The organism is Shewanella sp. POL2 (genome assembly GCF_000282755.1).
Taxonomy (GTDB): domain Bacteria; phylum Pseudomonadota; class Gammaproteobacteria; order Enterobacterales; family Shewanellaceae; genus Shewanella; species Shewanella xiamenensis.
In genome coordinates this window covers 1-23,207 of the sequence record NZ_AKZL01000073.1, presented here as the reverse complement: position 1 = coordinate 23,207, position 23,207 = coordinate 1, and the positions used below count along the sequence as shown (strand labels likewise).

Here is a 23,207-nt window from a genome sequence, read left to right as displayed (position 1 = left end):
AACCAACGCTCCCTGTCAGAAACAGCTATGTATCGATCGTTACAAGCAACTGATTAGCCCGAAATTGAGCCTGCGGGACTACAACGGCCAAGTCGACGAGGCACTGGCTGGTGTGAAAGTGATGAACAAAGTCATAGGACTGGGTATGCCTATTCGCCAGAGGGTCAATTAATACCAGGAACCCTTTTAGGAAAAGGCATACCTAAGATTGATTTAGGCAACAACGCCCCTTAAATCAGTAGAGAGGACACGCTATGAGTAAATTAGAAGGTGGCAGTAAAAGCGAGATTATAGATCGTCGAGAGCAGCGTTTTTTTGCTATTTTCGATGCTTCTTTTTTAATAACTGGGCTTTTTGGATATGTACTGCTTTTTAATGCGACCAAAGAGGATTTAATCGTTTTCATTGGGGTCATTAATTCGTATGTGCTATTGAATCAGCTTGTTAAGGCAAGTTTCAACTTCAATTACATCCTCAAAGTGGCAGTTATATCTATCGTCTTTGGCGCGATATACCGCTTTTTAGCTTCACTAGCAATTTAACCAAGACAGTTAATGCTGCCATTGCAGCTTAACATCAAAATTTAACCCTTGGGGTGAGTAATGCCCCCAAGGGCCATGCTCACCCCTTTTTTATACCTGCCCACGGGCAATAGGAGTGAGTTATGGGATTTTTCTCTTGGAAAACAGCTGACAAAAACGAGTCTATCTACAACATCTATTCTGGCTGCGAAGTCAAAGAAGTTTATATGTTGCAGCCTCACGACCAGCCACCAATCAAAGAACCCGAATATGAGGGTTGTGGCGTATTTGGTGGTGTAGATGCGTATGTCTGGCTAGCTCAAGCCAATGCGGAGCATTACGGTTTCGACAGTAATGAGCTAGACAGCGAAGAGCTACGCGGTCTCGGGATTGCGATTGAGTTAGGTGATGTCTTACAAGACACGCAAACAGGCGATTATTGGCATCTATGCAGTGATAATCGCATGTTAATACCTGGCAGATATGCAGCATGTAATTACGCTGAAGTGATCCCCGAGTTAGGTGATTGTGCAAACAATCTGATCCAATCAGGTCGTTTTAAGCAGGTGAGAATTAAGGCGATAAAGCCTGCACTTTACCTACTTAAGTTTTCACATAACCCTCGTGCCATTTACGAAGATTTACCGCCCTCAAAGCAATGCCCAAAACAGGGATTTTTCGTAAAGTGGTGAGAGCGAGTAATCGTTCCGTTGTTAGTCGTTTACATTTTTAACCCTTGGGGGTGAGTTTAGCCCCTCCGGGCCATAACTCCCCCTTTTTTAGTTTATGCCTTACGGGCATTTTTGAATTTGGAGTGAGATATGGAAAATTTAGTAGTTGGTGCCTGGGAAACAAGCACTAAAAAAATCGTGGCCTATGCCACTTTACAGGGTATAGAAATTGACCGTCGCCCTAAGCGCCATGTTTATCACATAGGTTTATATGAGATAAAACAATCAGGCGACGTGAGACTTGCTGCAGTTGAGACCGTGAAACTCGAAGGGAACCTACTTCCGTTTGAGATTCAGGATGAACTAGAACTCATGAATTTGTGCTTCTGGGGCTTCCGTATTGCGAAAGCAAAACCTACGTCTTTGAAGTCAATTAGCCGTGATGACATCGGGCTTATTGAGTTCTGCTATGCAATGTCTTCGAAACCTCAAGCCATTCCGTTGCCACTCACTGAAGAAGTGAGCTGGAACGGGATTGTGAGCTTCGGTCAAAACGCAGGGAGATTAGCACATGCTAAATAACTCTCATGCAAGCAAGAAAGCGTCATTGTTAAACATTAACGAGCTTAAAGAGGCGTTAAATAGTATCGATGGCAACCTGTATTGGTTCAGAAAAAGAGGTCCGAGATACATCTCAAGTAAGGAAATTGCTCAGCAACGATGGTTACGCCGACTCATTAAGAAGCGTATCCAAAAAGGGAGAGCAAAACCGGAGTTAAGTATGTATGGGTCTACAATGGTCAGAGATTTCTGGCCATTCGGCGGCTCATTAAACTTTGAGTCCTCGCTTAAGAGTGGATGGGAGCGGGAGTATTGCGACGAGTATCAAGGATTATGGGTTAACCCTCAATCTTTCATGTTATGTACTTACACCGAAGGGGACGTGGTTTACGTCAACGCCCCTGACGAGCTTACGTACCAATCGGAATACAACCGGCACATCAGTTTCATCAACGATCTTTAGTCACGATTAATAACTATCGGGTAAGACCTACCCGACGGGTGTGGCTTACTTTAAAAGGAGCAAGTCATGCTGATATCAATTGAGTCAGATAATAACTCCACTCTTCTTTTGCAGCTTGAAGTTAAAGGTATTTCTGTTTTTACTGAATGCCGAAGCGGTTACTGCGGGGCTTGCAGCACCAAATTAGTTAATGGAGTTGTAAGCTATAAAGAAGAGCCAGTTAGCGTCAAAGCCGGTCATGTGCTTGTGTGTTGTGCAATAGCACATACTGACGTGACCTTAGAAGTTTAATTTCTATTACCCCTTGGGTGAGCAATCACCCTTGTGGGTTGCTCACTCTTAATCCATTCGGAGTGAGTTATGCAAGTAGATAAAGTTATTCGATTAACAGAGGAAGACGAAGGTGGTATGGGGATTGTTCGAATGTGCAATTATAACATCGTCAGTAGTCCTTCTCGCCGTCAAGTGCTTACTAAGCGATTTATGCGTAAAAAGCCAGTTACGATCCAAAACCTCGACAATGGGTTCTGGATCCTGCGCTATGCAATGGGTAATTCGGGAAATCTTTCACTAACGAAGAATCAGATAGCGATAGATTACGACGGGATTCAGCAGTTGGGATTAAAGCTGCATACTAATCCTGTCAATTTAAAGGTGACTGATTCGACGCAGTTAGAGATTTTCAAACATTTTTGGGATCATCAAGACTTAAACATTCGTATTTCTATGCGAATGGGCGCAATAGGTCTTGTTCTTGGCACCATAGGTTTTGCAATCTCGATAATCTCGATTTTTTAACTTAACAATGTAAAACGGTTACGCCGTTACAAAGACCCTAGGGTGAAACGACCCTAGGGCGTTCACCCATTTAAATTTTGGAGTGAGCACCATGAATTACGAATCAGAAATTAATACTGTTTTCGCTTCTATGACATCTGAATCGAATCGATTAAACCTGCCGATTGTCTATAAAGATGATTTAAAGGTCGATCTCGAAACGCTTACAAGGTTTGCTGACAAAGGTATCAAGCAGTTCTTGTGGCAGCTGCGCGAAGGCGGTTCGGTGTTAATCCCTGTGGGACTTGGCGTAAACCCTGTATATGTGAGCTTTTGGCACAATGCAGGTTACCCCACAAGCCCTTATTTAATCTCAATTGATGACGGGAAATCATCGATAGAACCGATCTCAATTGAAAAAATGCTTAATATTGTTCACCGGAAACCGCATGGTCAGTTGGAGGATATTATTAAGCGTGGATGCGATTTAAATATCTGGGGACTATGGAACACTCCCAGTTTTGAATCATTTTCAGTGGCAGGCTGGCTCGATTATTTTCAGTATGCAGGCAATAAACTGATGGTGGATTTAATCAAGCAACATCTGCACTAAAGTATAGAACGACGTTGGAATGCTACGGCATCCCTTCGTCGTTTTTTTTTGGGATTTTTTGGCTAGTTAATTTGAATAAACGGTCTTTAACGCGGCTCTTGCCATCGAAAACCAACCCGCAAAGGCGCTGGTGGCGGGTGACATTTTAAATGCACGATTGACCTTGAATAAGCGATTAAACGCGAGGCCTGCGCCGACTTCTGCCAACGACAAACTGCAGCGGTGGAATCGGTGGAGCACATCTTCTACTTCATCCACTGAAATAACCCCCGTTAACAGCAGATTGCTATTATCACTGTACACGGCGGCAAACCCTTCCAGTTCCGCATTGGGCGCAACGTTATATTGCTCAGGCTCGCTCATGGCATCAATGTTAGCTGTAGTGAACTCTTCCCCTTTGGAAATGGCTTTGACGCGGAATTCCCCAGCTTTATCCGATTTATACAACCGGTTGTAGCCTCGAGCAGTGAGTATTGGGTAAGGCTCTGCAATGCCTGGTATTGAGACTAAGGCCAAGTCTGAATGGTGAGGGTGCAGGTTAATCTCTTCGTCAAATAGGAGCTTAATCAGTTGCTTTAAATGCTCTTTGTTGACCTGTTCTGGCGCGAGACCAATCAATCTTAAATGAACCTCCAAGAACACCAAACGACTCGGCGCACTGTTGCAGCCTAACTCCACTGCCAATTCGGAAAATAGTGGGTGAATCGTAATGCGCGACATGCATACCTCAAGATGTAAATTTGTTATGTGAACTTTATCTCACAGAAAATTTTTTTCGCAAATTTAGAAGCACTGACCAAGTTTTAACAAAAAATATCTACCCAATTTTTTGTTATCCTGTATTATTCTCGTTATTGGGTAGATATTTTTTTGATGCACGTCACCAAGTTTGTAAAAATAATATTATAACCAACTGATTTAACAAGATAATGCAGCAAAATTTGCCACGTTTTAGAACTGTGATGAAATGATTCTGGTCGTAAACTTTAACAAACAAGGAATTACTAGATGAAAACTCAACACAAATTAACAACCGTAGCATTATCTGTTTTAGCTCTGTCTGCTTGCAGCTCAAACCCTGTTTCTGATTATGTCGAAGCACAACAAGAGCTAGTAGAACAAAAAAATGAACAAATGAACGACGCTATTGAAGAGGCGCCTGAGTGGTTCTTAAACCCTCCTGCTTCGAATGGTGATGGCGTTTACGCGACGGCAATGGGCCGTGCTGATAACTTGATGGCCGCTCGCAATATTGCGAACTTAAATGCGGAATACGCGATTGCTAAGACAGTATCGCAGGAAGTTTCTGGTCGTGAGCGTCAAAACACTGAAGTGCGCAATGGTCGCACTAATCAGTTGAATGATGAAACAATTGTTAAGCTAGTAAATCGTGCAAAAGTCGTTGGCTATAACCACGTTAACACCCAAGTTCGCGTCGATAACGGGCTGTACGTAGTGTATATGCTGTTACACCTGCCTTACGACAAGCTGGAGCGCATGATTGAACTAAACGATCGCAGCTTTGAAGAGCGCTCTAAAAAGGCTTATTCAGAAGTTGAAGCATTAGTGAAACCTTCTCCGACTGTGAGAAATGTAACAGCTGCGGAAGTTGTAACCCAATGAGATATGCTGCTCATGTGGGCCTAGGAGTGGGTTGTTGGGGCGTTTACGCTGCTATCGTCAACTCCTATGCCCCTGAGACAGTAATCGGTGTTGTAGATGCCTGTTTGATGTTACCCGTGGTGGCGATAGCGTCGTTATTACCTGACATAGATCATCCTGAGTCGAAATTGGGAAGAAGGATTAAACCAATATCAACGATTCTTTCGCTCTTCTCACATCGTGGTATCACTCACTCATTGTGGGCTGTTGGGCTAATGGTCTGGCTTTTAGCCAGCCATCAAGCTGACTCTATCGCATCGCAAGCCCTAGTCATTGGCTATTTAAGTCATTTACTTGGGGACGCGGTGACTCCTGCCGGAATTAGACCATTTTGGCCATTGGGTAGAGCGCAACGAATTGGGCTAAATCATGCAGTAGTAGCAAGTGTTGGTATTATTTTATTTTTAAGATGGATGTATTGAAGATGGGAAGTTCTGGTGCGCAAAACGTAGTGATGATGTTTAGAGCTCGCGAAGAGAAAACTCTCAGAGATTCAAGATTTTCTGAGATTGTTGATTCTGCGACGCCAAAAGATGTTAAAGCTATGATCACTGTTGTGTTGGAGCAACAACTGAATCGCTCAGTCGTTGTAATTCAGCACGACTCGCATCTTGAGTTTGTCGCCGGTGACACTCGATTAGAAGTCGGGGTTAACGGTAATTACTTCAACGAAAAATTTTGGAACGATGAATACCCTGCGGCTGAGCTACGTTTAGCGTTAATGTTTAGCTCGGATTCGGTGAAATGTACGCCGGAATGGAATGCAATGGTGAATTTCAAAGCTAAGCACATTCGTGATTCTATTCGTGTATCACTCGCCACTGGTGTCGTAACGTGCGCAAGTTGTGCAGATTTCTGGGGTGGGGCAAGTCTGCTAAAATTGAAATTTTTAATCACTAACTTAGTAAATAGCCTGCATCACATCACGTCTTCAGTCTAAATTATTTAACGAAATCTCGCGAAATTCTCCATCTATAACGAGCATCGCTTAGGTGGAGATGGATAGCGAACCAGCCGTTAGGTTGGCCTATCTTGGTTTTGGATATATTGCTTTAAGATCTCCAAAGGCGCACCGCCTGCCGTTAACAGGCAGTATGCACGACTCCACAACACGGGCTTCCAGTAAAATGGCTTCAAGTGGTCGGCATACTTTTTACGAATCAGCCTACTCGATACTGTTTTGAGGCTATTTATGAATTTAGCGGGTTCGATGGTGGGATTTAGCTCCAACATTAAATGAACGTGGTCTGCCTCCCCGCCAAACTGCAATAGTTGGACGCTCCAATGCTCACACTGAGCTTGAAAAATTGCCTCTAGCTCATCAAGCATTTCATCGGTGAAGCATTTATGCCGATATTTAGTAACTAACACCAAATGAAACTTCATGTCGTAAATGCAGTGATAATGGGATTTCATCGATTGACACCAAATATTATTTACTGCTATTTTTTCAGGTATGAACAAAAAAATCCACACTAAAACACTTAAAGTTAGAGTCCGTGATAAGCATGTCAAAACGCTTAATGCATGGGCTTTTGCCGTTAATCAAGTGTGGAATTATTGCAATGAACTATCTCACCGCGCCATTAAGGAACGCCAAAAATGGCTTTCAGGTTATGATTTACAAGATTACACCAAGGGTGCCAACAAAGAGCTTGGGCTTAATTCTGCCACCATCCAAATGATTGGACACGAGTACGTGACGCGCAGAAAGCAGTTTAAAAAAGCCAAGTTGAACTGGCGTAAGTCTCGTGGAGCAAAGCGATCACTCGGTTGGATTCCTGTTCGTAGCGATTGCATCAGCTTTAAGAATGGGCAGATCTATCATAATCGTCACTATTTCAAGGTATGGGACAGTTATAGCCTCTCTCAATACCAATTCAAATCAGGATCATTCAACGAAGACGCCCAAGGCCGCTGGTACTTTAACGCTGTGGTCGAAGTAAAGCCAGAGCAAAGCTCAGGGACAGCCAGTGTCGGCATAGACCTTGGTTGTAAAGAGGCCGCGACGGATAGTAACGGTCATAAGGTAGTAGGTCGGCAATATCGCAAACTCGAACAGCAATTAGGTATTGCGCAACGGGCTAACAAAAAAACTCGAGTCAAGGCGATTCACGCCAAAATCTGCAATCGTAGAAAAGATGATTTGCACCAATACAGTCGCCAGCTCGTCGATAGCAACGCGGCGATCTTCGTTGGTAACGTCAATTCCCTAGGTTTAACAAAAACCAAACTGGCCAAATCCGTTTTAGATGCTGGATGGGGAATACTCAAAACAATGCTGGAATATAAATGCGCTCACGCAGGCGTTGTTTTTGAAGTGGTCAACGAACGTTACACAACCCAAATCTGTTCGTGCTGTGGGGAGATCCCCGCCAGCAGTCCGAAAGGTAGAGCAGGTTTGCGAATAAGAGAATGGTCTTGTGGCAGTTGTGGTGCTACGCATGATAGAGATGTCAATGCAGCCAAGAACATTCTTGCGGCCGGGCATGGCCGTCTAGCGGTAGGAATCCCCCACTATAGTCAGCTTGTCTGATTTAGTGGAGGGAGGATGTCAAGTTCAAAGATGGCAATATCTACATTGCCAAGTCCAAACAGCCGCTTGATATTCGCTGGTCGCGTGAACTTCCTAGCGAACCAACTACCGTCACTATCTCGAAAGACAGTGCAGGCCGCTACTTCGTGTCTATGCTTTGCCGCTTCGAGCCTAAACCACTGCCTGTTACCAAAAAGACAACGGGTATTGATTTGGGTTTGACCGACCTTGTGATTACCGCTGACGGGTTTAAATCTGGCAATCCCCGCCATACTGCAAAGTACGAGAAGAAATTGGCTCAGGCGCAACGCCGCCTTTCCAAGAAGAAGAAAGGAACTGCCAACTTCCACAAAGCCAGAATCAAAGTTGCTCGCATTCAGGCGAAGATTGCCGACTGCCGCCGCGACTTTACCCACAAACTCACCACTACGTTGATAAACGAAAACCAAGTGATTAGCTGTGAGAGTTTGAGCGTTAAAAACATGGTCAAGAATCCGCGACTTGCTAAGGCCATTGGTGACGCCAATTGGGGCGAAATGGTTAGGCATCTTGAGTACAAAGCAGAATGGCGCGGCAGAACACTTGTCCAGATTGACAAGTGGTATCCGTCTAGTAAGCGTTGTAATTGCTGTGGTCACGTAGTTGATTCTCTACCGTTACATATAAGGCATTGGACTTGTCCAGCGTGTGAAGCGCGCTTAGACCGTGATACCAATGCCGCTATTAATATCAAAGCCGCTGGGCAAGCGGTGTTAGCTTGTGGAGCGTAAGTAAGTCCCGATTGTTCTAATGAACTTCGGGCATAACGCCTTGAAACAAGAATCCCCTTCCTTTAGGGAGGGGAGCAGTCAATTAGCGCTCTGATTCTCTATTACTCCAAGTAAAGAAGTGCTTTTGCTTGTGGGTAATGGTCATCCAAGGACGATATTCAGTCCCCTTGTTCTGTGAAAGTCTGGTATAAATCTGCATTACATTCTGTAAGTATTGGATTTTTACCGTGGCAGTTTTAGAGTTGTAATGACCAACCGCCTCCCACACCGACTGACCTACGTTCAATTCTGACATACGGCGCAGCAATACGTCAGCGGCAGCAGCAACGCCTGTACACGTATCCTGGGCCACTTGACGCCAATCAGGGTAGCGCGACTTAAACCATGTCTCCGTATACTGAATCGTGTTGATTTGACCAACGCCCAGATCAAACGAACCATTCTTATTCTGAACAATCGCCCCACGTCTGCCGCCCTCAGCAACCAGTACCGCGAGTAATAAGTCTGGGTCGATAGGCCGAGCAGCTTTAGCAATACAAAACTCAAGTTCCTGCTGGGGTACTCGATAGCCATTACTTAAGTAAGTGTCGTTCAAATCTGCAACAGTTGACATGTTGTTTGTGTTTAAAAAAATGTGTAATATCGGCGAGTATAACACGAGATATTTATTAGAGAAGCATTCGAATGGCATTCAGCGGCGCAACGATTTTGGAATCATTGGTTAAGAATATTAAAGCCAACAAATTCAGTTTTTTAGATTCGCTTAAAAACAAGCTAAAAAACAAATCGCTTGCGGATAACTCTCGCAAACGGAGAGGTCTTGATCCGGTAATTGTCTCCGTGGTGTCGGTATCTGTCCTTGCGTATTTTATGTATTCCGGCGGTGTCGATAGATTTATCTTGTGGTACAAACTGGCGAGTAATGCAGACAACGCGTTGTTAACTGATCCTGTCAATGTTTCTATTCGCTCACTCGACACATTGGCTGCAGCCAATCCTGTGGCCAAGTCGAATTTGACTGTGCAATTCGATGGGGTGACCACTTACCTTGCCGACGATACAAAATTTAAAATCAGCCTCGTGTTTACTGATTACCCTGACTGCGCTGTCGTTATTGACGGGTATATGGCTGAGACCACTGGCGGAATTAAAGAGGACAGCAAGGCTCACGTAAGCTGCTTATTCTACGAAAGAGAGTCAATTTTTGGCACTATTCCACTCACGAGCATTACCACTATACAGAAGCCAGGCCAAGACAATGAAGTGAACGCCGAACAAAGTAATCAGCGTAAGTATCTCGTAGATGCAGAGCCCCTTCCCATGGCCAAAATGATAGGTTGGAACCAACTGACATCCTCCGAGAAAATCAAATTTGGCAGAGAGTAGTTAAGGAGTACCTATGCTGTCAGTTTTGCATATCAATGACCTTTACATCGTTTTAGAAAATCTAACGTCCAACCGAATCCCTGCGACCTATATCTCAGAATTTTTGCCGGAAGCGAAAATGCCTGCAATTGTGTACCTAATTGACCGAGGACGACTGGTGAAATTATGTCGTGAAAGAGGTTAGATTGTGGGATTTGAAGCCTGTTCAGTCAGCCAGTTTTCATGGATGCACACCATGATCGCCGCGACAACCACAAATCAAGTGGCTTGTTTATAAAGAAATATTCCAAAAATTTGCCAGAAAAAAAGTGTGTGGCTTAATACTCATAACAGTAAAAACAAAGCGATTACGTTATGAAAGCGAGTCAGTACAAACAGTTAGCTATAGCCAACAATCGGCAAGTGACCGTTCCTGAGATAAACATCGAAAAAATGCATATTCAGTATGTTATTGATGAATCGGGTTTTGACCTTCCCAGAGACCAGTTAGAAGCCTACATGCTCAGTGTTTACGCTGCGACAGGCTTGTCATGGAGCCCAGGTGAAAATCTGCTGTATTTGGCGCTGAATGACGAAGGTCAGATTGAAACCAAACTGACCTATATCGGCGGTCTGGATTTAGCGCTGCAATCGGGTGAAATTCAAGCATATCAGGCATGGGCCATTCGAGAAGGGGACTCTATTCGAGTTTTTAACGACAGAATGCCACTGGTCAGCTTGGTTGGCTTATCACCTAAACGTGGCGAATTGCGTGGCGGTATTGCTTCAGCGCTATTGCCATCAGGCGAATACGTGTCCTTTGAGATTGACCAAATTGAACTGGAATCTGTAGCTGAGAACGGCTCAGAGGTTTGGCAATCAATCTACGTCGATGAAATGGTAAAGAAGCAAGCGCTTTGGCGCCTATTAAACCATGTCGCGATCACTGCATTTGACGGCTTTTATAACACCCTTACGGCGCATTGTGAGGCGTTAAGGCCAATCCGCAAAATTGAAGCACCGACCAAGAAAACAAAGTTTATGGCTGCTGGCGTGGTAGAAACATCAGCATGTCGTTTCGATGCACTATTTGACTAAACCAGAGGTTTTTATGAGTACCAGATACACCTCGGCAGATGCCGCACACTACGTTCAACATCTCTGTGTCGAATTTAATACTGCATACCCTAATAACAATTTTCCGTACTCGGAGCTAAACATTTTATTTGCTCAGTTGCAGCGCCTGTTAATGCTCAATCCATCCCAAATTGGCTGGGTAAATATTCATAGCGTTTTTGATGTCATGACTGAGTTGACACAAGCACAAATCAGCCTCAATCCGAACCGCAAGCAGGCATCTATTCTGTTAGGGGCTTACTACGATAGTGGTTGGTTAGGGGTGCAACTGTGCTGGACATACCGTGGTTACCGTGACGCGGCGGCAAAGGCGGGGATCATCCGTTCTGCACGACCTGTGATTGTGTATGAAGCCGATGATTTTCAGTGGATTGACTCTTTTACTCCACCTCGCCACCAATATGACCCATTTAGCAAGAATCGTGGAAATATCCGTGGTGCCTACTGCGTGGCAGAGCTTGCAGGTGGTGGTGTTTGCGTAACACATTTCACCTTTGATGATCTCATGACGACCTTTGAACATCGTCAGGTGGCCACAAGAGCTTGGAATGAATTTTTTGTAGGGATGATCTTAGCTAAAACAGTGAGACTGTCCGAAAAAGCATGGTCTGAAGCGGCTTAAGAGGCAAGAAAATGGAATTAAAAGTAAAGCCGACAACCCGTTTAAAAACACCCTTCACGATTGCGTCTAACGTGACATCGACTTTCACCGTTGAGGCGTATGTTGAACATGACTCGATAACCATTGCCACTAATTCGGTGAATCAAGGCGTGAAAGCGCTGGAAGTGATCTCGCGTGACGACAACTCCGTGTGGGAGGTCATTCAAAATCGATTCGCGGTGTGGACTCAGCATTATATCCAGTTAGGGGCTTACTTCTTACAAGAAGGGACGTTGCCGCTGCCAGCGACCAAAGCGAGTGAGCAATTAGAGATCCTGAAGTCAGTGCCGGAAATCTGTGCCGGTGATTGGATTGTAGAGAGCGGTACTAGCCAGATTTTTACGCTGGTTAAAGATCAGGGAAAGTTAAGTGTATTAACCACGCATAACTGTGAGAGCTTCCATGTTTGCACCAAATTGATTGCATGGTTTGTGGGCCAAGAGCAAGTCTCGTCAGCGATGTTTGAGGAATCAAATAGCGGTTATCTCATTTTGGACGTGGCAGAGGATGGGGAGCCATTATCGCCCAAGTTAACCCCAAGTCTGAATGCGCGTAAAGCTGCTGCAGGGCGATCACTCGCTGCGCTGCGTCATTTGCCCTCGGTTGATATTCGAGTGCCGGTGATGGCTCCTTTGCCAAATATCGAAGTGCTGGCCAAGATGCCGACAGCCTATGAAGTGCTGAGTAAAGTTAGCGCCTTACAGCGCCGAGTCGTGGCGATTGGGACTGTGGTGAAATCGAACCAGACAAAAGAAATTATGGGGAACACGTTACAGGGTTTGGCGGGTTTAAGAGACTCTGGTTTGTACGATGTAGAGCTCATTCTAAAAGGTAAAAAATTGCTTCGTTGGAAGTATCTGTCAGAGTGATTGGACATCAAGAGAGGTCAACGTGAACGCAAAGCAAATCAAAGTATATATGGGGCAGCATCAGCCATTTGCGAGCCAATTCCCTCTAACGCTAGGCAGTGGAAAGATTGTCAGTGAGTTTAAGATGGAGTGTAAGTGTGGTGAAGAATTTAAGGATGAATTAGTTAGGGGCAGTATTCATCTCGTAGAGAGTGACATTCTCTATCGTGGAATCGGTATCTGCGATTCATGCCACAAAATCGAGTGTCTAAGCGGCACGGCTACAATGAAGGGGGATGATTTTGAGCTTGAGCCAGACCCGTTTGTTGTTCAATCACTGTTTAACCAATAAGGCGCCTAGTATGACCAGGCTGAGTTCACTCGCATTACTTATGCTTTCCTTGTCCATGACTAACGGTTTGGCTGCGGCCGACCTGAAGTATCACCGTGAAGATTACCCGCATTGGAGTGATCTGGATGGCAATGGTCTCAATACGCGCCACGACTTACTCGCTACACAATCCACGGTTAAACCAAGTTTTAGCCGTGATGGTAAAACCGTGACTCGGGGAAGATGGGTGTCACCTTGGACGGGGCAAATCTATCTCGATCCCTTTGCGCTCGATGTGGATCACACTGTACCGCTTGGCTATGCCCATGCCCGAGGCGGTAAATATTGGGATCGCTATCAGCGTGAGATGTTCGCAAACGATGTGAGAAATCTGCAGGTAGTCGAAAAGGGATTGAATAAAGAAAAAGGATCTGCGGGGATCACCGAGTGGTTACCGCCCACCAATCAGTGTCAGTATATCTTGCGATTTTACCGGATCATGAAAACGTATCATCTAAAATATTTCACTAAAGAAGAGTCACGGGCGCTGGCGCTGGTAGCTCAGTGTCAAAGGGAGTAAACGTGGTCAAACTTAAATCCTCATTTGATGTTCGGCATCTCTCAGACACGCTAATTTTGTTAACAGATAACGACGCTGGTGGGCGTTCTGTTACTAACGACGCCGATGCGGTAATTGAATGGTTAGAGCTTAACATTGGAATTGGCCGTCGCCGGGTCTATTACCGGGACTCAATGGAACGCTTTGATGAATTGCAGGTGCAGGACGGCAGGTTTAAAGACTTTAAGGCCTGTACCGAGTCACAGCAGCAGTTTTTAGCTCAGATCTGTGAGCGTGGCAATCTTTCTGCTATCGAAACGTATTGTGAGGAAGATAGGGTACTCTTGGCGGGAATGGAGCCCTGCGAACTACAGATCTTTACAGCGTGGTATCTGGTGCTGAATCTATTGAACGGTCAAGAATGCCGAATGTACTACAATGTCGCATTGCTAGAACGAATGACGGGCGTCAGCTGTTGGTACCAATATTTCAGTATGGGCTTTACGCCGCAGCAGGCTCTCGATGCCGACTTCCAGAAAGCGCTTAGTTAGCGGTAGGCCGGCACCTAACTTTGGGAGAGCAATAAAGGGGCGAACAAGTCACCACTCTATATTACTCTCCCACAACCGCAACATTATTCAGGGCGACAGTAGTGCTGATGCCTATTTTGTATCAATTGATGCCAAAGCTTGTTTAAAATCATCGGCTTGGGATTTGTGCACCTGCACCGGAATAAACGACACTCCCAAATACTGAGCCAGGCGTGCACTCGCGGAGCCATATACGAAACAGAGTCCCATAAATTTGTCCGGAAAAATTTTCCCTCGTGTTTCGCGTTCAGCCCAGCCGATTCGCGGAATTGGCAAACATGCCCGTCTATCAGATCGGTTTTCCCTGATTTGGTACAACCGCTGCTCCTCAGTCCACTAGTGTGCCGGTCCTGATCGCTCAATATCCAGCGGGTCAGGTTTCAGTGCAAACAGTTTGTCAGGGGAGACAGCTATCAGCAGGTATTCGTCACAAGTATCCTTGTGCCAAACCAGAGGCCCACCTAGGAGGTCGTCGGGTATGGGGAGAATGACGTTCCCGTAAATGTCCTTACAAAATTCCATGATATATACCTCAGTTTGCCCGACAATCCACAGTGGTGGCGGTAACAACAGAATAATCAGGATGGATAAATTTTGCAAGTAACTGTTTACTAACATCTTTTTTGTGTTTTATGAAAAGGCTTCTCCTAGCGAATACATTAACGGGATTTTCGACGTTTATGTGGGAGAGTAATAAGTCTCATACTAAGTAATAATTTGTTACTGAGTATTAAAAGATCATACTGAGAGGCAGCGACCAGATCGGTGTACTGCCATTACTAAAACGTTTATGCCCCAAAGCTCGCTAGCACTCGTTGGTTCATTTAAGAGTTTACGAGCGAGTTGCCCTACAAAACCTCATCTATTAGCCGTCCACTTTAGTGCTTCTCTATAACAGCCCAATCCTGGTTAGAAATACAGTCATATCGTAATACGCTAGTTTTTGAGGGTTTTGAGAGCAACATCCGTGCGAGTTTTTCCAAAAAATAAAATTTAAAGTCCTTTAAAATCAATCAGATAGTATGTGTTGAACTTGGTTGGTAGGTTTGGAAGACGCGCATGCGCGTTTTTCCGGATGCTGTATTTGTAAAAAATCTGATAAGTTCTTTGTATACAGATAGTTAACTTTGCGCGTTTTCACTGGTCTAACGATGTAAACAGCACAGCGCATAAATACTAAGACGTTAGGCAGAGGGAGATTTCATGCCACGAATAAGTGGAAAAGTACTCATCTCAGAAACTACCGAGAAGGTTCTGAGCCGCACGTTAATTGTCGCTTCAATTGCATCTCTAACCAAGCTGTATGACGTACCGCTCAATGACCTTAAAGCTTTGGGTGTAGAGCTTCCCGCAGCGCTCGTTGATTCAGTGCTGCTTGTCCTCGTCCTGTATTACATGTATTCACTCACTGTTAACTGGCTTGGTGATCTCGCCGCCTTCCGTCTCTGGTACACAGAAAGCTCGGTCTGGTCAGAGTTTGGTAGCAACATTAAGCTGGATAAAACCTTTATTCGTGGGGCACTGCCTCTAATGCTTCGACTGCATGAGCTTGAGAAGAATGGAGAATTTCCTGTAGCTAAGGCAGGAGTTTCAGAGGAAGATAGTCAGGCTTTCAATGACTTTAAGACAAATGTAGAGCTCTACATACAGCGCCTTGAGCACGCTGGTACGCGCTTCTCAACTCTCACATGGTTCGGTCGCTACTACGTCTGGGTTCAGAGCTATGTATTCCCAATCTGCTGGTGTGTGATTGTAGCTTACTTACTGCTTCGCTATGGCACCTTCACGCCACCAATTAGGATGTAGGCTGTGGCCTAATAATTCATTCAAGCTTAAGCCGCTTAGCGGCTTAATTCAGGCGTTAGTAAGGCAAAAAAAACTTTAATGGAAGTATATTAATGAATGGCAGTGATTCAACTCGGAAAGCCCCTAAGCTGGTCGACGTAATTAACATGCTGGGTTCGGTAGCTTCCCTTACTGGCGTGTCTTTACTGTGGCTAAAGGGCAAAGCTTCATTGGAGCATCTATTTATTGAAATACCTGCCATAGCTGTTTTAGTAAGTTTAGTGCTCGGCTTTGCTTCAATTTTATACTATTTAATTCGTTCCATTTTTGTTCGTCATTTTTCAGGTAAAGATCCATTGCTTAAATTTTCATTCTTTGCCTTTGCAATTCCTATTGGTTTCAGTTTTCTCGTATTGTTTGGTATTTTTATTGAAAGTTTTGTTCGTTTATTTGTGCGCGAACTTTTTTAGGCATGGCTAACAAAGTAGTCTGATACCGCTCCACTGGACAGAATTTACCATGGCATTATATGTTCGAGGATTCTAAGAACTGGGATGATTTACCTCGTCTGAAATACACCATTTTTGAACGAATTAGCTCAATCTATTGCCTCAGATGTTGTCCCTGCGACATTTGATGGCTCTTTTCTAAACAATGTTAACTTTTACAGGTTGTAGGTAAACCGAAAGTGCATTATGTTGTTGATTTAAAAAGGGTGGCTGTATTTAACTTTAAGGAGGTAGTGGTTTGCCATACACCAAGGATAGTTGGAGGCGTCGTTACTCAGAGCGCACAGATTTAACCACAGGTCTGGTTCATCTGACGAAACCCTCACCAAAACACAAGCTAGTCGAGGTGATGTTTAAAATACTTGAAGAAGGAATTCTTCGGGGTAGTACCACTGATAAGGGTTTTGTTGTTGGTAAAAACCGCGCTGTTTGCTTTCAAGATGCGCCGGTACATTCTGTAGCACAAAATTGTTGGTTTGAGCAGAAGCTAAGAGAGAGTGGCGAGCAGGTTAAAAAACGATATTTTCCGTCTGGGTTCCTATTCCATAAGCAGGAAATATATAAAAAAGGTGGCCGCCCAGTAGTATATGATAAAACAGTGGAAGCGAAGAAATATCTGCCAGAGACTGAGTGGTGGAGAATTGTCAATTTTGATATTAGCGACGATGATGCATTTATTGATTGGACACATGAGCGAGAGTGGCGAATCAAGGGTGACTTTTCATTTAAATTGAAAGATGTAACTCTGCTTTTCACCAAGCCCTCAACGTATAAGAGTTTCATAGAGCTTTGTGATGAGAAGAACAAACCATTCTATAAGCAGGTTGCTGGAGTAATTGTAACCGAGCAGGTGTTTTTCTGAAAATGCATAATCGGGTAGCCGGAGGTATCTAGCCTCCAGCCCCCACACCACCCTGCATGCGGCTCCGCACAGGGCGGTTCATTTAGAACACCTAACCTGTTTTCTGGTTAGGATAGTGAACAGCAATCCATCCCTCTCTTAGTGAATACAATCCAGCTTTCATTAGGTACTCGTTACTCAGTGCTTGCTGTATTCCTGGTGTTTTCGAACTACGCCAAGGGCCTTTACTTGTGATCCCACAAGCAACGGCTGCTTGGATCCTGACCCCTCGTTTAAGTAGATTCTGCACCTTAGTCCGTGGTTTTCTCCACTGACGCCAGTAGCACATACGCACTCGGCGGCGGATCCAGTGGTCTAAATCGACGCACCCTTGATAAGCGTTGGCTATGCCGAAGTAATTGATCCAACCTTGCATGTATTGCCGCAGTTTAAACAGTTGATAGCTCATACTGACTCCCCAGTTGCGGTTCGTCAGTCGTCGTATCTTTTGTTTGAAAATGTGCAACGTGTTGTCATGCCATTGGATCTTTCCTCGGTTAAAGGTAAAATCAAGGAACTTGCTTTGGCCTACCTTAACCACTTGGCTTTTATGCTCGTTAACGATCAGTTTTAGCTTCGAATCAAGATAACGAGTAATACTCTTGAGAACACGTTCTCCCGCCCGTTGAGACTTCACCAAGATGATAAAGTCATCAGCGTAGCGGGCAAAGTGATGTCCTCGGCTTTCCAATTCTTTATCCAACCTATCCAGCATGATATTTGATAGTAATGGTGAGAGTGGGCCGCCCTGAGGGACACCTTCGAAGCTTGCTTCAAATTGGTCGTTGACCATGACGCCCGCTCGTAGGTATTTGCCAATAAGTGCCAGCAGACGCTTATCCTGCACCTTACTCCTTAACTGAGTCATCAACAGATCGTGGTTGACGCGGTCAAAGAACTTGGACAGATCAACATCAACAGCAAATTTGCGCTTCTGTTTGATGATATCCCTGACTTGCAGCACCGCCTGTTGGGCATTTCTGTTCGGCCTAAAGCCGAAGCTATTCACAGAAAAGTCATGGTCAAACAATGGCGTGAGTATCTGGGCGATTGCTTGTTGTATCACACGATCAATCACTGTGGGGATCCCCAATTTGCGTTTACCGCCATCGGGTTTATCGATCTCTACACGCCTGACCGCTGCGGGTTGATATTCTCCTCGCTCAAGCTGAGATTTACACTGTTGCCAGCCGCCTTGTTGCATCCAGCGCGGGAAGGCTTCAATGGTCATGCCGTCGATGCCCGCCGCGCCTTTATTGGCTTTAACTTGTCGCCAAGCTCGGTGTAGATTCTCAGGTTCGAGTAGTTGCTGAAATAGATTGCTGCTGAAGGCTGGTTGCTGGCTAATACGCTGTTGATAGTAATCGTCTGGCGACGTAGTGAATACCGACAAGTTTGGCAAGACTCCTCCTTCTTCTAAATGTTCAGGCCTTCACCATATCCCATCCATTACGATAGGCGTTGGGCTACTATGCCGTCTGCTGACTTCTGCTTAATCACATGCCGAGTTGCCCCGTCATGCGTTATCGGTTTTCATCTAATTCGCTCTTTCCAGTCGATGAAATTGAAAAGCCAAGACACTTGTAGACCAGAGCCTTACTGGTTAATGACCGATCGCATGCTAAGCAGATCTCCCCAGATAAGGACATGAACTTTCTTTGCACTGCTGCATCATTTACGGTGGCCGTTAGATCACGTGGTTTCGTCGTCTTGTGCCAACTCACCTTCAGCCTACGCCTCATATGATGTTCTTGTTCATCAGCTCGCAAATTTGCTAGCGGCTTCCTTTAGACCGCCCCTCACGGGTAAGCCCTTGCCATTCGCTAGTAGTTAACGTTTAATAACAGCATGTTATCGAACGGTGACCTTCCTACAGAGGACTTTCACCTCATTAGTTCATGCCCATGCTGGGCGTACACAAGCAACTGCAGCGGATCAATTTACGCTGCGCTCCAATTGCCCGCTGAGTTGGGCGTTAAGCCATAGAAATTTTTATCTGAAACCAAAACATAGACACCCAGCCCTAATAGCGCGGAAGTAAACCTCCTACTATGCTTTGGTTAAGCATTGAACAAGGAGGTTTGTATGCCGCGCCCTCGCCGAACTCAGATAAGCCTTGAAGACACACCTTATTACCATTGCTGTAGTCGCGTGGTGCGGCGTGCCTTTTTATGTGGCGATGATAGTTACTCGGGTAAAAACTATGACCATCGGCGTGGTTGGGTAGAGTCATTATTGTTTGAACTTGAAGCAGTTTTTTCAATTGGTGTAGCTGCTTATGCAGTGATGTCGAATCATCTGCATGTGGTGCTACGAGTCGATATCGAGACGGCAAATCGTTGGACTGACCGCGAAGTGCTTGAGCAATGGCATAAGTTGTTTAAAGGCGATGTGTTAACGCACAAATTCGCCAAAGGTGAGTTGGTCGAGGCGTATGAGGTTAACAGATTAAAGCACTCAATCGCCCTTTATCGCAGTCGATTATGTGATATCTCATGGTTTATGCGCTGCCTCAACGAACCGATTGCAAGACAAGCAAATCAAGAGGATAACTGTACAGGTCGTTTCTGGGAGGGGCGATTTAAATCGCAAGCCCTACTCGATAAAGCTGCGGTGTTAGCCTGTATGACTTACGTTGATTTAAATCCGATTCGAGCGCAACTCGCTGATACACTAGAACAATCCGACCATACCAGTATCCAACTACGTATTCGGGCCGCATTAAAAGGTGAGCAGCCAAGCAATCTCCTGCCGTTTATTGGTAACGAGTGCGACAACCAACCCAATGGCATTGCGTTTTCATTAATGGATTACCTCGAATTAGTCGATGATACAGGCCGAATCATTCGCAATGATAAACGTGGATGTATCAACGAAAGTAGCACCAAGATACTGAACAGATTAAATATCCCCCATGACAATTGGCTCAAACTAACCACAGAGTTTGGCAAACTATTTCATGGTCCAGTGGGCACTCTGCAAGCACTAACCGATTATTGCGAACATCTCGAAAAGCGACGACGGCATTTTGCTAAATGCTGCCAGCACTTTAACAGTAACTGACAACTGCATATCACTTCGACAGCAATCCTTGCCTAACACTTCCCAAGCACTATGGGACGATTTACCTCGTCTGAAATACACCATTTTTGAAAGAATTAGCTCAAGCTATTACCTCAGATGCAGTCCCTGCGACTTTTGATGGCTCTAATTCAAATCATTTGAGCTAGAGCTGGTTGTAAGCAAACATAAAGTGCATTATGTTATTGATTTATATTGGGTGGCTCAATTTATTCATGCGTGGTTACCTAATTGGTTAGGGGCTCCCTACGTAGAAACAGGCAAACTAGAATTGGTGATGGACAGCCATCGAGTGCAGCCGATTGATATTCATGTCGTTTGGCCTAAGACTAAATATCTACCGCAGCGAACTCGTTTGCTCATTGATTCACTTTCCGAGCAAGTACCACTGTTGATGGGGTAATGCCCCAAATCTTGCTAGAGATTGATCAGACTTTATTTGTCATTTCCACAGTCCTTCTGGTAGCAACGCCCCTCTATAATGATCTTTTATAACCTACAAATCGCTTGGAAAGGCACGTTTCCGATCAACGTTTATTGTCCTCCGACAGTTACCAATCTCAGCTGGCCTCACGAGTTTAGTTCCCATTCCAATATTTTGTATTGATATAACCCAAATCACCGTCAACATATGAATTACTATAATCATTAAGTGGTTTCACACTGAATTTTTTCTTATCACTTAACTTAACGGTTCTTTCTTTGGGCTCCCTGAATTCCGGTCGAATTCCAGTACCTTCGCAATTTGAGCAACTATTTCTCTTAGTACCACCCGCGAAAAAATAAAAACCTTCACCGTCACAACTTAAACAGGTGGTTTTATCTATAATCGCCACTGGAGCACTTAAATTTGACTCTTTCTTAAGATCACTAAACCACTCTGTGGTACTCCAATTCGCTGTATTTTGACTTGTTCTTACAGTGACCGCGTTACCTATCAATTGTTGAGCTTTTTGATAAACTTCAATTGCTGAACCTTGATATTTACTTAGGCTCATTCTTAAAACTTGCCCCTGTTCATTTTCTATCAGAATCATTGTTGGCGATTTTGACACCTTTACCAAAATACCAAAATTACTCCAGGTAAAATTTTGCATAATTAGTCTCCATTTTCGCTATGGTCTCGCCGCCATGATTTCATTCGTCATGACTTTTGCGACAACTCCAATAGCGTATTCATCAAAATTTGAGTGGCCGTGGGGATTCTAGAAGTATTCGCCAAATCTAACTTTATTTAAATTTTGGCGCGTAGGGCAAATTTAGCCAAGTTCTTTAATCTGCTATGTAAAAAGCGAAGTTTCGACAAACTCAATAGCATGACTCACGAATCAAAATCCTTATTCACCTACAGGTGTACACTGTGCAGGTGTAATAATCAACAATGAATTACAGGGGTTTACGAGGCTCTCAACCTGTGTGTTGCTTTGAAGTCAACCGCTCCAATATAGCAACATACAACTAGGATATAGTGCAAGACTAGCCGCCTTCTGGCGGCCAAATTCAGTGTGCCAATACAGAGTACAAAGATGGAACAACACTTCCAAAATTGGGTGAGTATGTATATTTCGGCGATCAAAGCATAAAATTTCAAATATCAGCTCGTGATCACTTTTATCAAGATGATGACACGGTAAGGATAATTTATCGCCTTACACGTCCACGGCAAGTTGAAGAAAGCGAAGAAGCGTGCCTATGTGCACCATTAATTCAACTCAGTGACATGGGCTAACCCATCATTCCACCGGACCTGCGCGAAAAGCTGCGCAGACCGGTGAATTCAAACGTTAGGTGGCCTGCGGGGACACAAACTCGCGGTGAGCTTCGCTATTTTACCCCACGCGTTTGTGTCCCTTAGCTTAGCGTTATCTCCATAGAAATTTTAATCCGAAATAGACAAATTAGAGCAAAAGATCTATCACGTTTATGTCCCTATACGTGTCAGAGGAATGAAGCTGACACGTTCGTGCCCCATTCAGAGGCACAACTCTTGAGGCTGTCACCAGTTCCCTTAGGCTAATTGACCAAATTTTAGTAATAATACAAAGTGTCCACTATTACTGGTTCAGATTATTACCGCCAGATAGAGCCACCCTTCACTGGTGTATAAATAGGTGATATCACCCGCCCATTTCTGGTTCGGCCCATTAGCCGCAAAGTTTTGCTCTAGCAAATTTGGCGCGACAGGATGCTTATGATTGCTGTCGGTCGTTACTTTAAACTTCTTCGCAGCCTTGGGCACTAAACCCTGCCGTGACATACTGGCCATAATGGTTTTGATATCTGCCTTAGCGTTGTTGGCAGCGAGATCTTTTTGGATCCGTTTCGCGCCATAACGTTTTTTGGAATCGTCAAAGAACGCTAAAATCTGCGCATCACGAGCCGCACGTTTAATCGCTCTTGGGCTTAATGTCATGCCGTTCTGTCGCCAGGTGTAATACCCACTACGCGATACCTTGAGTACATCCACCATCCGCTTGAGAGAAAAGCGATGCTGATGCTCAAGGATGAACTCAAATCTGGCTACTTTTGGTTCTTCGCGAAGTAGGTGGCCGCCTTTTTTAGGATTTCTAAATCTTCAGCCTGCTCAGCAAGTTGACGCTTAAGCCTCGCGACTTCAGCTGCAAGCTCAGCTTCCCTCGCAGTGGTAGTTGATTTCTTTTCGACACTTGAGCGCCAATTGTATAGCTGTGACTCATAAAGATTGAGTTCACGTGCCGCTGCCGCTACACCAATTTTATCAGCAAGCTTCAGGGCTTCAGCTTTAAATTCTTGCGTGTGGATTTTACGGGGTTTCTTCGTTGACATACTTCACCTCAATAAGCGATTTTACTCACTTAGCGAGATGTCCAAAAGTAGCGGATCAGAT

General features: G+C 44.6%; 28 protein-coding genes and 2 pseudogenes. 24 read left to right on the top strand and 6 right to left on the bottom strand.

Going from position 1 to position 23,207, the window contains the following annotated elements; genetic code table 11:
• The 7 genes and pseudogenes from SHEWPOL2_RS22530 to SHEWPOL2_RS16885 form a co-directional block, all read left to right on the top strand.
• A pseudogene (locus SHEWPOL2_RS22530) lies at positions 1–172 on the top strand (IS5/IS1182 family transposase); the annotation flags it as partial.
• An 82-nt stretch (positions 173–254) separates the two neighbouring features.
• Positions 255–542, top strand: a complete 288-nt coding sequence (locus SHEWPOL2_RS16915) for a hypothetical protein (protein ID WP_037429961.1) — start codon at positions 255–257, stop codon at positions 540–542.
• A 122-nt stretch (positions 543–664) separates the two neighbouring features.
• Complete coding sequence (locus SHEWPOL2_RS16910; protein WP_037429958.1) at positions 665–1,213, top strand: hypothetical protein; 549 nt, start codon at positions 665–667, stop codon at positions 1,211–1,213.
• 129 nt (positions 1,214–1,342) lie between these two features.
• Complete coding sequence (locus SHEWPOL2_RS16905) at positions 1,343–1,774, top strand: hypothetical protein (protein ID WP_037429956.1); 432 nt, start codon at positions 1,343–1,345, stop codon at positions 1,772–1,774.
• A gap of 508 nt (positions 1,775–2,282) precedes the next feature.
• Positions 2,283–2,507: a 2Fe-2S iron-sulfur cluster-binding protein gene (locus SHEWPOL2_RS16895; RefSeq protein WP_037429954.1), complete on the top strand. Its 225-nt coding sequence runs from the start codon at positions 2,283–2,285 to the stop codon at positions 2,505–2,507.
• Positions 2,508–2,576: 69 nt separating this feature from the next.
• Entirely contained in the window at positions 2,577–3,014 is a 438-nt protein-coding gene (locus SHEWPOL2_RS16890) for a hypothetical protein (RefSeq protein WP_037429953.1), read from the top strand.
• A 91-nt stretch (positions 3,015–3,105) separates the two neighbouring features.
• Positions 3,106–3,606, top strand: coding sequence for a hypothetical protein (locus SHEWPOL2_RS16885; protein WP_239642780.1), 501 nt, complete (start codon positions 3,106–3,108; stop codon positions 3,604–3,606).
• A 66-nt stretch (positions 3,607–3,672) separates the two neighbouring features.
• On the opposite strand, the gene SHEWPOL2_RS16880 is transcribed toward SHEWPOL2_RS16885, so the two are convergent.
• Positions 3,673–4,326: a hypothetical protein gene (locus tag SHEWPOL2_RS16880; RefSeq protein WP_037429948.1), complete on the bottom strand. Its 654-nt coding sequence runs from the start codon at positions 4,324–4,326 to the stop codon at positions 3,673–3,675.
• Positions 4,327–4,614: 288 nt separating this feature from the next.
• Here SHEWPOL2_RS16880 and SHEWPOL2_RS16875 point away from each other — a divergent pair, with 288 nt between their 5' ends.
• From SHEWPOL2_RS16875 to SHEWPOL2_RS16865, 3 genes are read left to right on the top strand one after another with little or no spacing between them, the layout of a single operon-like run.
• Positions 4,615–5,229, top strand: coding sequence for an LPP20 family lipoprotein (locus SHEWPOL2_RS16875; RefSeq protein WP_037429947.1), 615 nt, complete (start codon positions 4,615–4,617; stop codon positions 5,227–5,229).
• A complete protein-coding gene (locus SHEWPOL2_RS16870; protein WP_037429945.1) occupies positions 5,226–5,690 on the top strand; it encodes a metal-dependent hydrolase in 465 nt (154 codons plus the stop codon). The genes SHEWPOL2_RS16875 and SHEWPOL2_RS16870 overlap by 4 nt, the downstream gene beginning before the upstream one ends.
• A gap of 2 nt (positions 5,691–5,692) precedes the next feature.
• Positions 5,693–6,208: a hypothetical protein gene (locus SHEWPOL2_RS16865; RefSeq protein WP_011711522.1), complete on the top strand. Its 516-nt coding sequence runs from the start codon at positions 5,693–5,695 to the stop codon at positions 6,206–6,208.
• A 77-nt stretch (positions 6,209–6,285) separates the two neighbouring features.
• Here the strand turns inward: SHEWPOL2_RS16865 and tnpA are convergent, their stop codons facing one another.
• Entirely contained in the window at positions 6,286–6,684 is a 399-nt protein-coding gene (gene tnpA, locus SHEWPOL2_RS16860; RefSeq protein WP_037429942.1) for an IS200/IS605 family transposase, read from the bottom strand.
• Between the two features lie 40 nt (positions 6,685–6,724).
• Between tnpA and SHEWPOL2_RS16855 the strand changes: the two genes are divergently transcribed.
• Both SHEWPOL2_RS16855 and SHEWPOL2_RS16850 read left to right on the top strand, forming a co-directional pair.
• Positions 6,725–7,804, top strand: a complete 1,080-nt coding sequence (locus tag SHEWPOL2_RS16855) for an RNA-guided endonuclease TnpB family protein (protein WP_037429940.1) — start codon at positions 6,725–6,727, stop codon at positions 7,802–7,804.
• A gap of 38 nt (positions 7,805–7,842) precedes the next feature.
• A complete protein-coding gene (locus SHEWPOL2_RS16850; RefSeq protein ID WP_275574630.1) occupies positions 7,843–8,574 on the top strand; it encodes an RNA-guided endonuclease TnpB family protein in 732 nt (243 codons plus the stop codon).
• A gap of 82 nt (positions 8,575–8,656) precedes the next feature.
• Here SHEWPOL2_RS16850 and SHEWPOL2_RS16845 read toward each other — a convergent pair whose 3' ends face one another.
• Positions 8,657–9,187, bottom strand: coding sequence for a lytic transglycosylase domain-containing protein (locus SHEWPOL2_RS16845; protein ID WP_011711520.1), 531 nt, complete (start codon positions 9,185–9,187; stop codon positions 8,657–8,659).
• Between the two features lie 71 nt (positions 9,188–9,258).
• On the opposite strand from SHEWPOL2_RS16845, the gene SHEWPOL2_RS16840 reads away from it, so the two are divergent.
• The 10 genes from SHEWPOL2_RS16840 to SHEWPOL2_RS16790 all read left to right on the top strand — a co-directional run bounded on the left by SHEWPOL2_RS16840 (position 9,259) and on the right by SHEWPOL2_RS16790 (position 17,221).
• Positions 9,259–9,960 carry a hypothetical protein gene (locus SHEWPOL2_RS16840; protein ID WP_011711519.1) on the top strand — a complete coding sequence of 234 codons (702 nt, stop codon included), beginning with the start codon at positions 9,259–9,261 and terminating at the stop codon, positions 9,958–9,960.
• A gap of 354 nt (positions 9,961–10,314) precedes the next feature.
• On the top strand, positions 10,315–11,037 hold the full coding sequence (locus SHEWPOL2_RS16835; RefSeq protein WP_037429920.1) for a recombinase RecT: 723 nt from the start codon (positions 10,315–10,317) through the stop codon (positions 11,035–11,037).
• Between the two features lie 13 nt (positions 11,038–11,050).
• Positions 11,051–11,698, top strand: a complete 648-nt coding sequence (locus SHEWPOL2_RS16830; protein ID WP_011711517.1) for a recombinase RecT — start codon at positions 11,051–11,053, stop codon at positions 11,696–11,698.
• A gap of 11 nt (positions 11,699–11,709) precedes the next feature.
• The gene (locus SHEWPOL2_RS16825) at positions 11,710–12,606 is read left to right on the top strand and encodes a hypothetical protein (protein WP_037429918.1); all 897 of its coding nucleotides are present in this window, start codon (positions 11,710–11,712) and stop codon (positions 12,604–12,606) included.
• Positions 12,607–12,628: 22 nt separating this feature from the next.
• On the top strand, positions 12,629–12,937 hold the full coding sequence (locus SHEWPOL2_RS16820; protein ID WP_037429916.1) for a hypothetical protein: 309 nt from the start codon (positions 12,629–12,631) through the stop codon (positions 12,935–12,937).
• Between the two features lie 10 nt (positions 12,938–12,947).
• A complete protein-coding gene (locus SHEWPOL2_RS16815; RefSeq protein ID WP_239642779.1) occupies positions 12,948–13,496 on the top strand; it encodes a DUF1524 domain-containing protein in 549 nt (182 codons plus the stop codon).
• Positions 13,481–14,026 (top strand): hypothetical protein, encoded by a 546-nt coding sequence (locus SHEWPOL2_RS23050; RefSeq protein ID WP_192812107.1) that lies wholly within the window; start codon positions 13,481–13,483, stop codon positions 14,024–14,026. The genes SHEWPOL2_RS16815 and SHEWPOL2_RS23050 overlap by 16 nt, the downstream gene beginning before the upstream one ends.
• A gap of 1,242 nt (positions 14,027–15,268) precedes the next feature.
• Entirely contained in the window at positions 15,269–15,871 is a 603-nt protein-coding gene (locus SHEWPOL2_RS16800) for a hypothetical protein (RefSeq protein ID WP_037429910.1), read from the top strand.
• Positions 15,872–15,963: 92 nt separating this feature from the next.
• A complete protein-coding gene (locus SHEWPOL2_RS16795) occupies positions 15,964–16,320 on the top strand; it encodes a hypothetical protein (RefSeq protein WP_037429907.1) in 357 nt (118 codons plus the stop codon).
• 277 nt (positions 16,321–16,597) lie between these two features.
• Entirely contained in the window at positions 16,598–17,221 is a 624-nt protein-coding gene (locus tag SHEWPOL2_RS16790; protein ID WP_037429905.1) for a hypothetical protein, read from the top strand.
• Between the two features lie 91 nt (positions 17,222–17,312).
• On the opposite strand, the gene ltrA is transcribed toward SHEWPOL2_RS16790, so the two are convergent.
• A complete protein-coding gene (gene ltrA / locus SHEWPOL2_RS16785; protein WP_037429903.1) occupies positions 17,313–18,662 on the bottom strand; it encodes a group II intron reverse transcriptase/maturase in 1,350 nt (449 codons plus the stop codon).
• Between the two features lie 683 nt (positions 18,663–19,345).
• On the opposite strand from ltrA, the gene SHEWPOL2_RS16780 reads away from it, so the two are divergent.
• The gene (locus tag SHEWPOL2_RS16780) at positions 19,346–20,323 is read left to right on the top strand and encodes a hypothetical protein (RefSeq protein WP_037429902.1); all 978 of its coding nucleotides are present in this window, start codon (positions 19,346–19,348) and stop codon (positions 20,321–20,323) included.
• Between the two features lie 190 nt (positions 20,324–20,513).
• On the top strand, positions 20,514–20,744 hold the full coding sequence (locus SHEWPOL2_RS16775; protein WP_037429900.1) for a LysR substrate-binding domain-containing protein: 231 nt from the start codon (positions 20,514–20,516) through the stop codon (positions 20,742–20,744).
• Between the two features lie 175 nt (positions 20,745–20,919).
• On the opposite strand, the gene SHEWPOL2_RS16770 is transcribed toward SHEWPOL2_RS16775, so the two are convergent.
• Positions 20,920–21,438 carry a hypothetical protein gene (locus tag SHEWPOL2_RS16770; protein WP_037429898.1) on the bottom strand — a complete coding sequence of 173 codons (519 nt, stop codon included), beginning with the start codon at positions 21,436–21,438 and terminating at the stop codon, positions 20,920–20,922.
• Between the two features lie 968 nt (positions 21,439–22,406).
• Positions 22,407–23,146 (bottom strand): annotated as a pseudogene (locus SHEWPOL2_RS22525) (IS3 family transposase); the annotation flags it as partial.
• Positions 23,147–23,207: the final 61 nt, after the last annotated feature.

What these genes read in the sequence shown, in the direction of transcription:
- SHEWPOL2_RS16800 (WP_037429910.1), top strand. Translation starts at nt 15,269, where the DNA reads ATGCCACGAATAAGTGGAAAAGTACTCATCTCAGAAACTACCGAGAAG.
- SHEWPOL2_RS16770 (WP_037429898.1), bottom strand. Translation starts at nt 21,438, where the DNA reads ATGCAAAATTTTACCTGGAGTAATTTTGGTATTTTGGTAAAGGTGTCA.
- SHEWPOL2_RS16885 (WP_239642780.1), top strand. Translation starts at nt 3,106, where the DNA reads ATGAATTACGAATCAGAAATTAATACTGTTTTCGCTTCTATGACATCT.
- tnpA (WP_037429942.1), bottom strand. Translation starts at nt 6,684, where the DNA reads ATGAAATCCCATTATCACTGCATTTACGACATGAAGTTTCATTTGGTG.
- SHEWPOL2_RS16780 (WP_037429902.1), top strand. Translation starts at nt 19,346, where the DNA reads ATGCCGCGCCCTCGCCGAACTCAGATAAGCCTTGAAGACACACCTTAT.
- SHEWPOL2_RS16825 (WP_037429918.1), top strand. Translation starts at nt 11,710, where the DNA reads ATGGAATTAAAAGTAAAGCCGACAACCCGTTTAAAAACACCCTTCACG.
- SHEWPOL2_RS16875 (WP_037429947.1), top strand. Translation starts at nt 4,615, where the DNA reads ATGAAAACTCAACACAAATTAACAACCGTAGCATTATCTGTTTTAGCT.
- SHEWPOL2_RS16890 (WP_037429953.1), top strand. Translation starts at nt 2,577, where the DNA reads ATGCAAGTAGATAAAGTTATTCGATTAACAGAGGAAGACGAAGGTGGT.
- SHEWPOL2_RS16915 (WP_037429961.1), top strand. Translation starts at nt 255, where the DNA reads ATGAGTAAATTAGAAGGTGGCAGTAAAAGCGAGATTATAGATCGTCGA.
- SHEWPOL2_RS16865 (WP_011711522.1), top strand. Translation starts at nt 5,693, where the DNA reads ATGGGAAGTTCTGGTGCGCAAAACGTAGTGATGATGTTTAGAGCTCGC.
- SHEWPOL2_RS16835 (WP_037429920.1), top strand. Translation starts at nt 10,315, where the DNA reads ATGAAAGCGAGTCAGTACAAACAGTTAGCTATAGCCAACAATCGGCAA.
- SHEWPOL2_RS16845 (WP_011711520.1), bottom strand. Translation starts at nt 9,187, where the DNA reads ATGTCAACTGTTGCAGATTTGAACGACACTTACTTAAGTAATGGCTAT.
- SHEWPOL2_RS16895 (WP_037429954.1), top strand. Translation starts at nt 2,283, where the DNA reads ATGCTGATATCAATTGAGTCAGATAATAACTCCACTCTTCTTTTGCAG.
- SHEWPOL2_RS16830 (WP_011711517.1), top strand. Translation starts at nt 11,051, where the DNA reads ATGAGTACCAGATACACCTCGGCAGATGCCGCACACTACGTTCAACAT.
- SHEWPOL2_RS16855 (WP_037429940.1), top strand. Translation starts at nt 6,725, where the DNA reads ATGAACAAAAAAATCCACACTAAAACACTTAAAGTTAGAGTCCGTGAT.
- SHEWPOL2_RS16815 (WP_239642779.1), top strand. Translation starts at nt 12,948, where the DNA reads ATGACCAGGCTGAGTTCACTCGCATTACTTATGCTTTCCTTGTCCATG.
- SHEWPOL2_RS16795 (WP_037429907.1), top strand. Translation starts at nt 15,964, where the DNA reads ATGAATGGCAGTGATTCAACTCGGAAAGCCCCTAAGCTGGTCGACGTA.
- SHEWPOL2_RS16910 (WP_037429958.1), top strand. Translation starts at nt 665, where the DNA reads ATGGGATTTTTCTCTTGGAAAACAGCTGACAAAAACGAGTCTATCTAC.
- SHEWPOL2_RS16870 (WP_037429945.1), top strand. Translation starts at nt 5,226, where the DNA reads ATGAGATATGCTGCTCATGTGGGCCTAGGAGTGGGTTGTTGGGGCGTT.
- SHEWPOL2_RS16905 (WP_037429956.1), top strand. Translation starts at nt 1,343, where the DNA reads ATGGAAAATTTAGTAGTTGGTGCCTGGGAAACAAGCACTAAAAAAATC.
- SHEWPOL2_RS16880 (WP_037429948.1), bottom strand. Translation starts at nt 4,326, where the DNA reads ATGTCGCGCATTACGATTCACCCACTATTTTCCGAATTGGCAGTGGAG.
- SHEWPOL2_RS16840 (WP_011711519.1), top strand. Translation starts at nt 9,259, where the DNA reads ATGGCATTCAGCGGCGCAACGATTTTGGAATCATTGGTTAAGAATATT.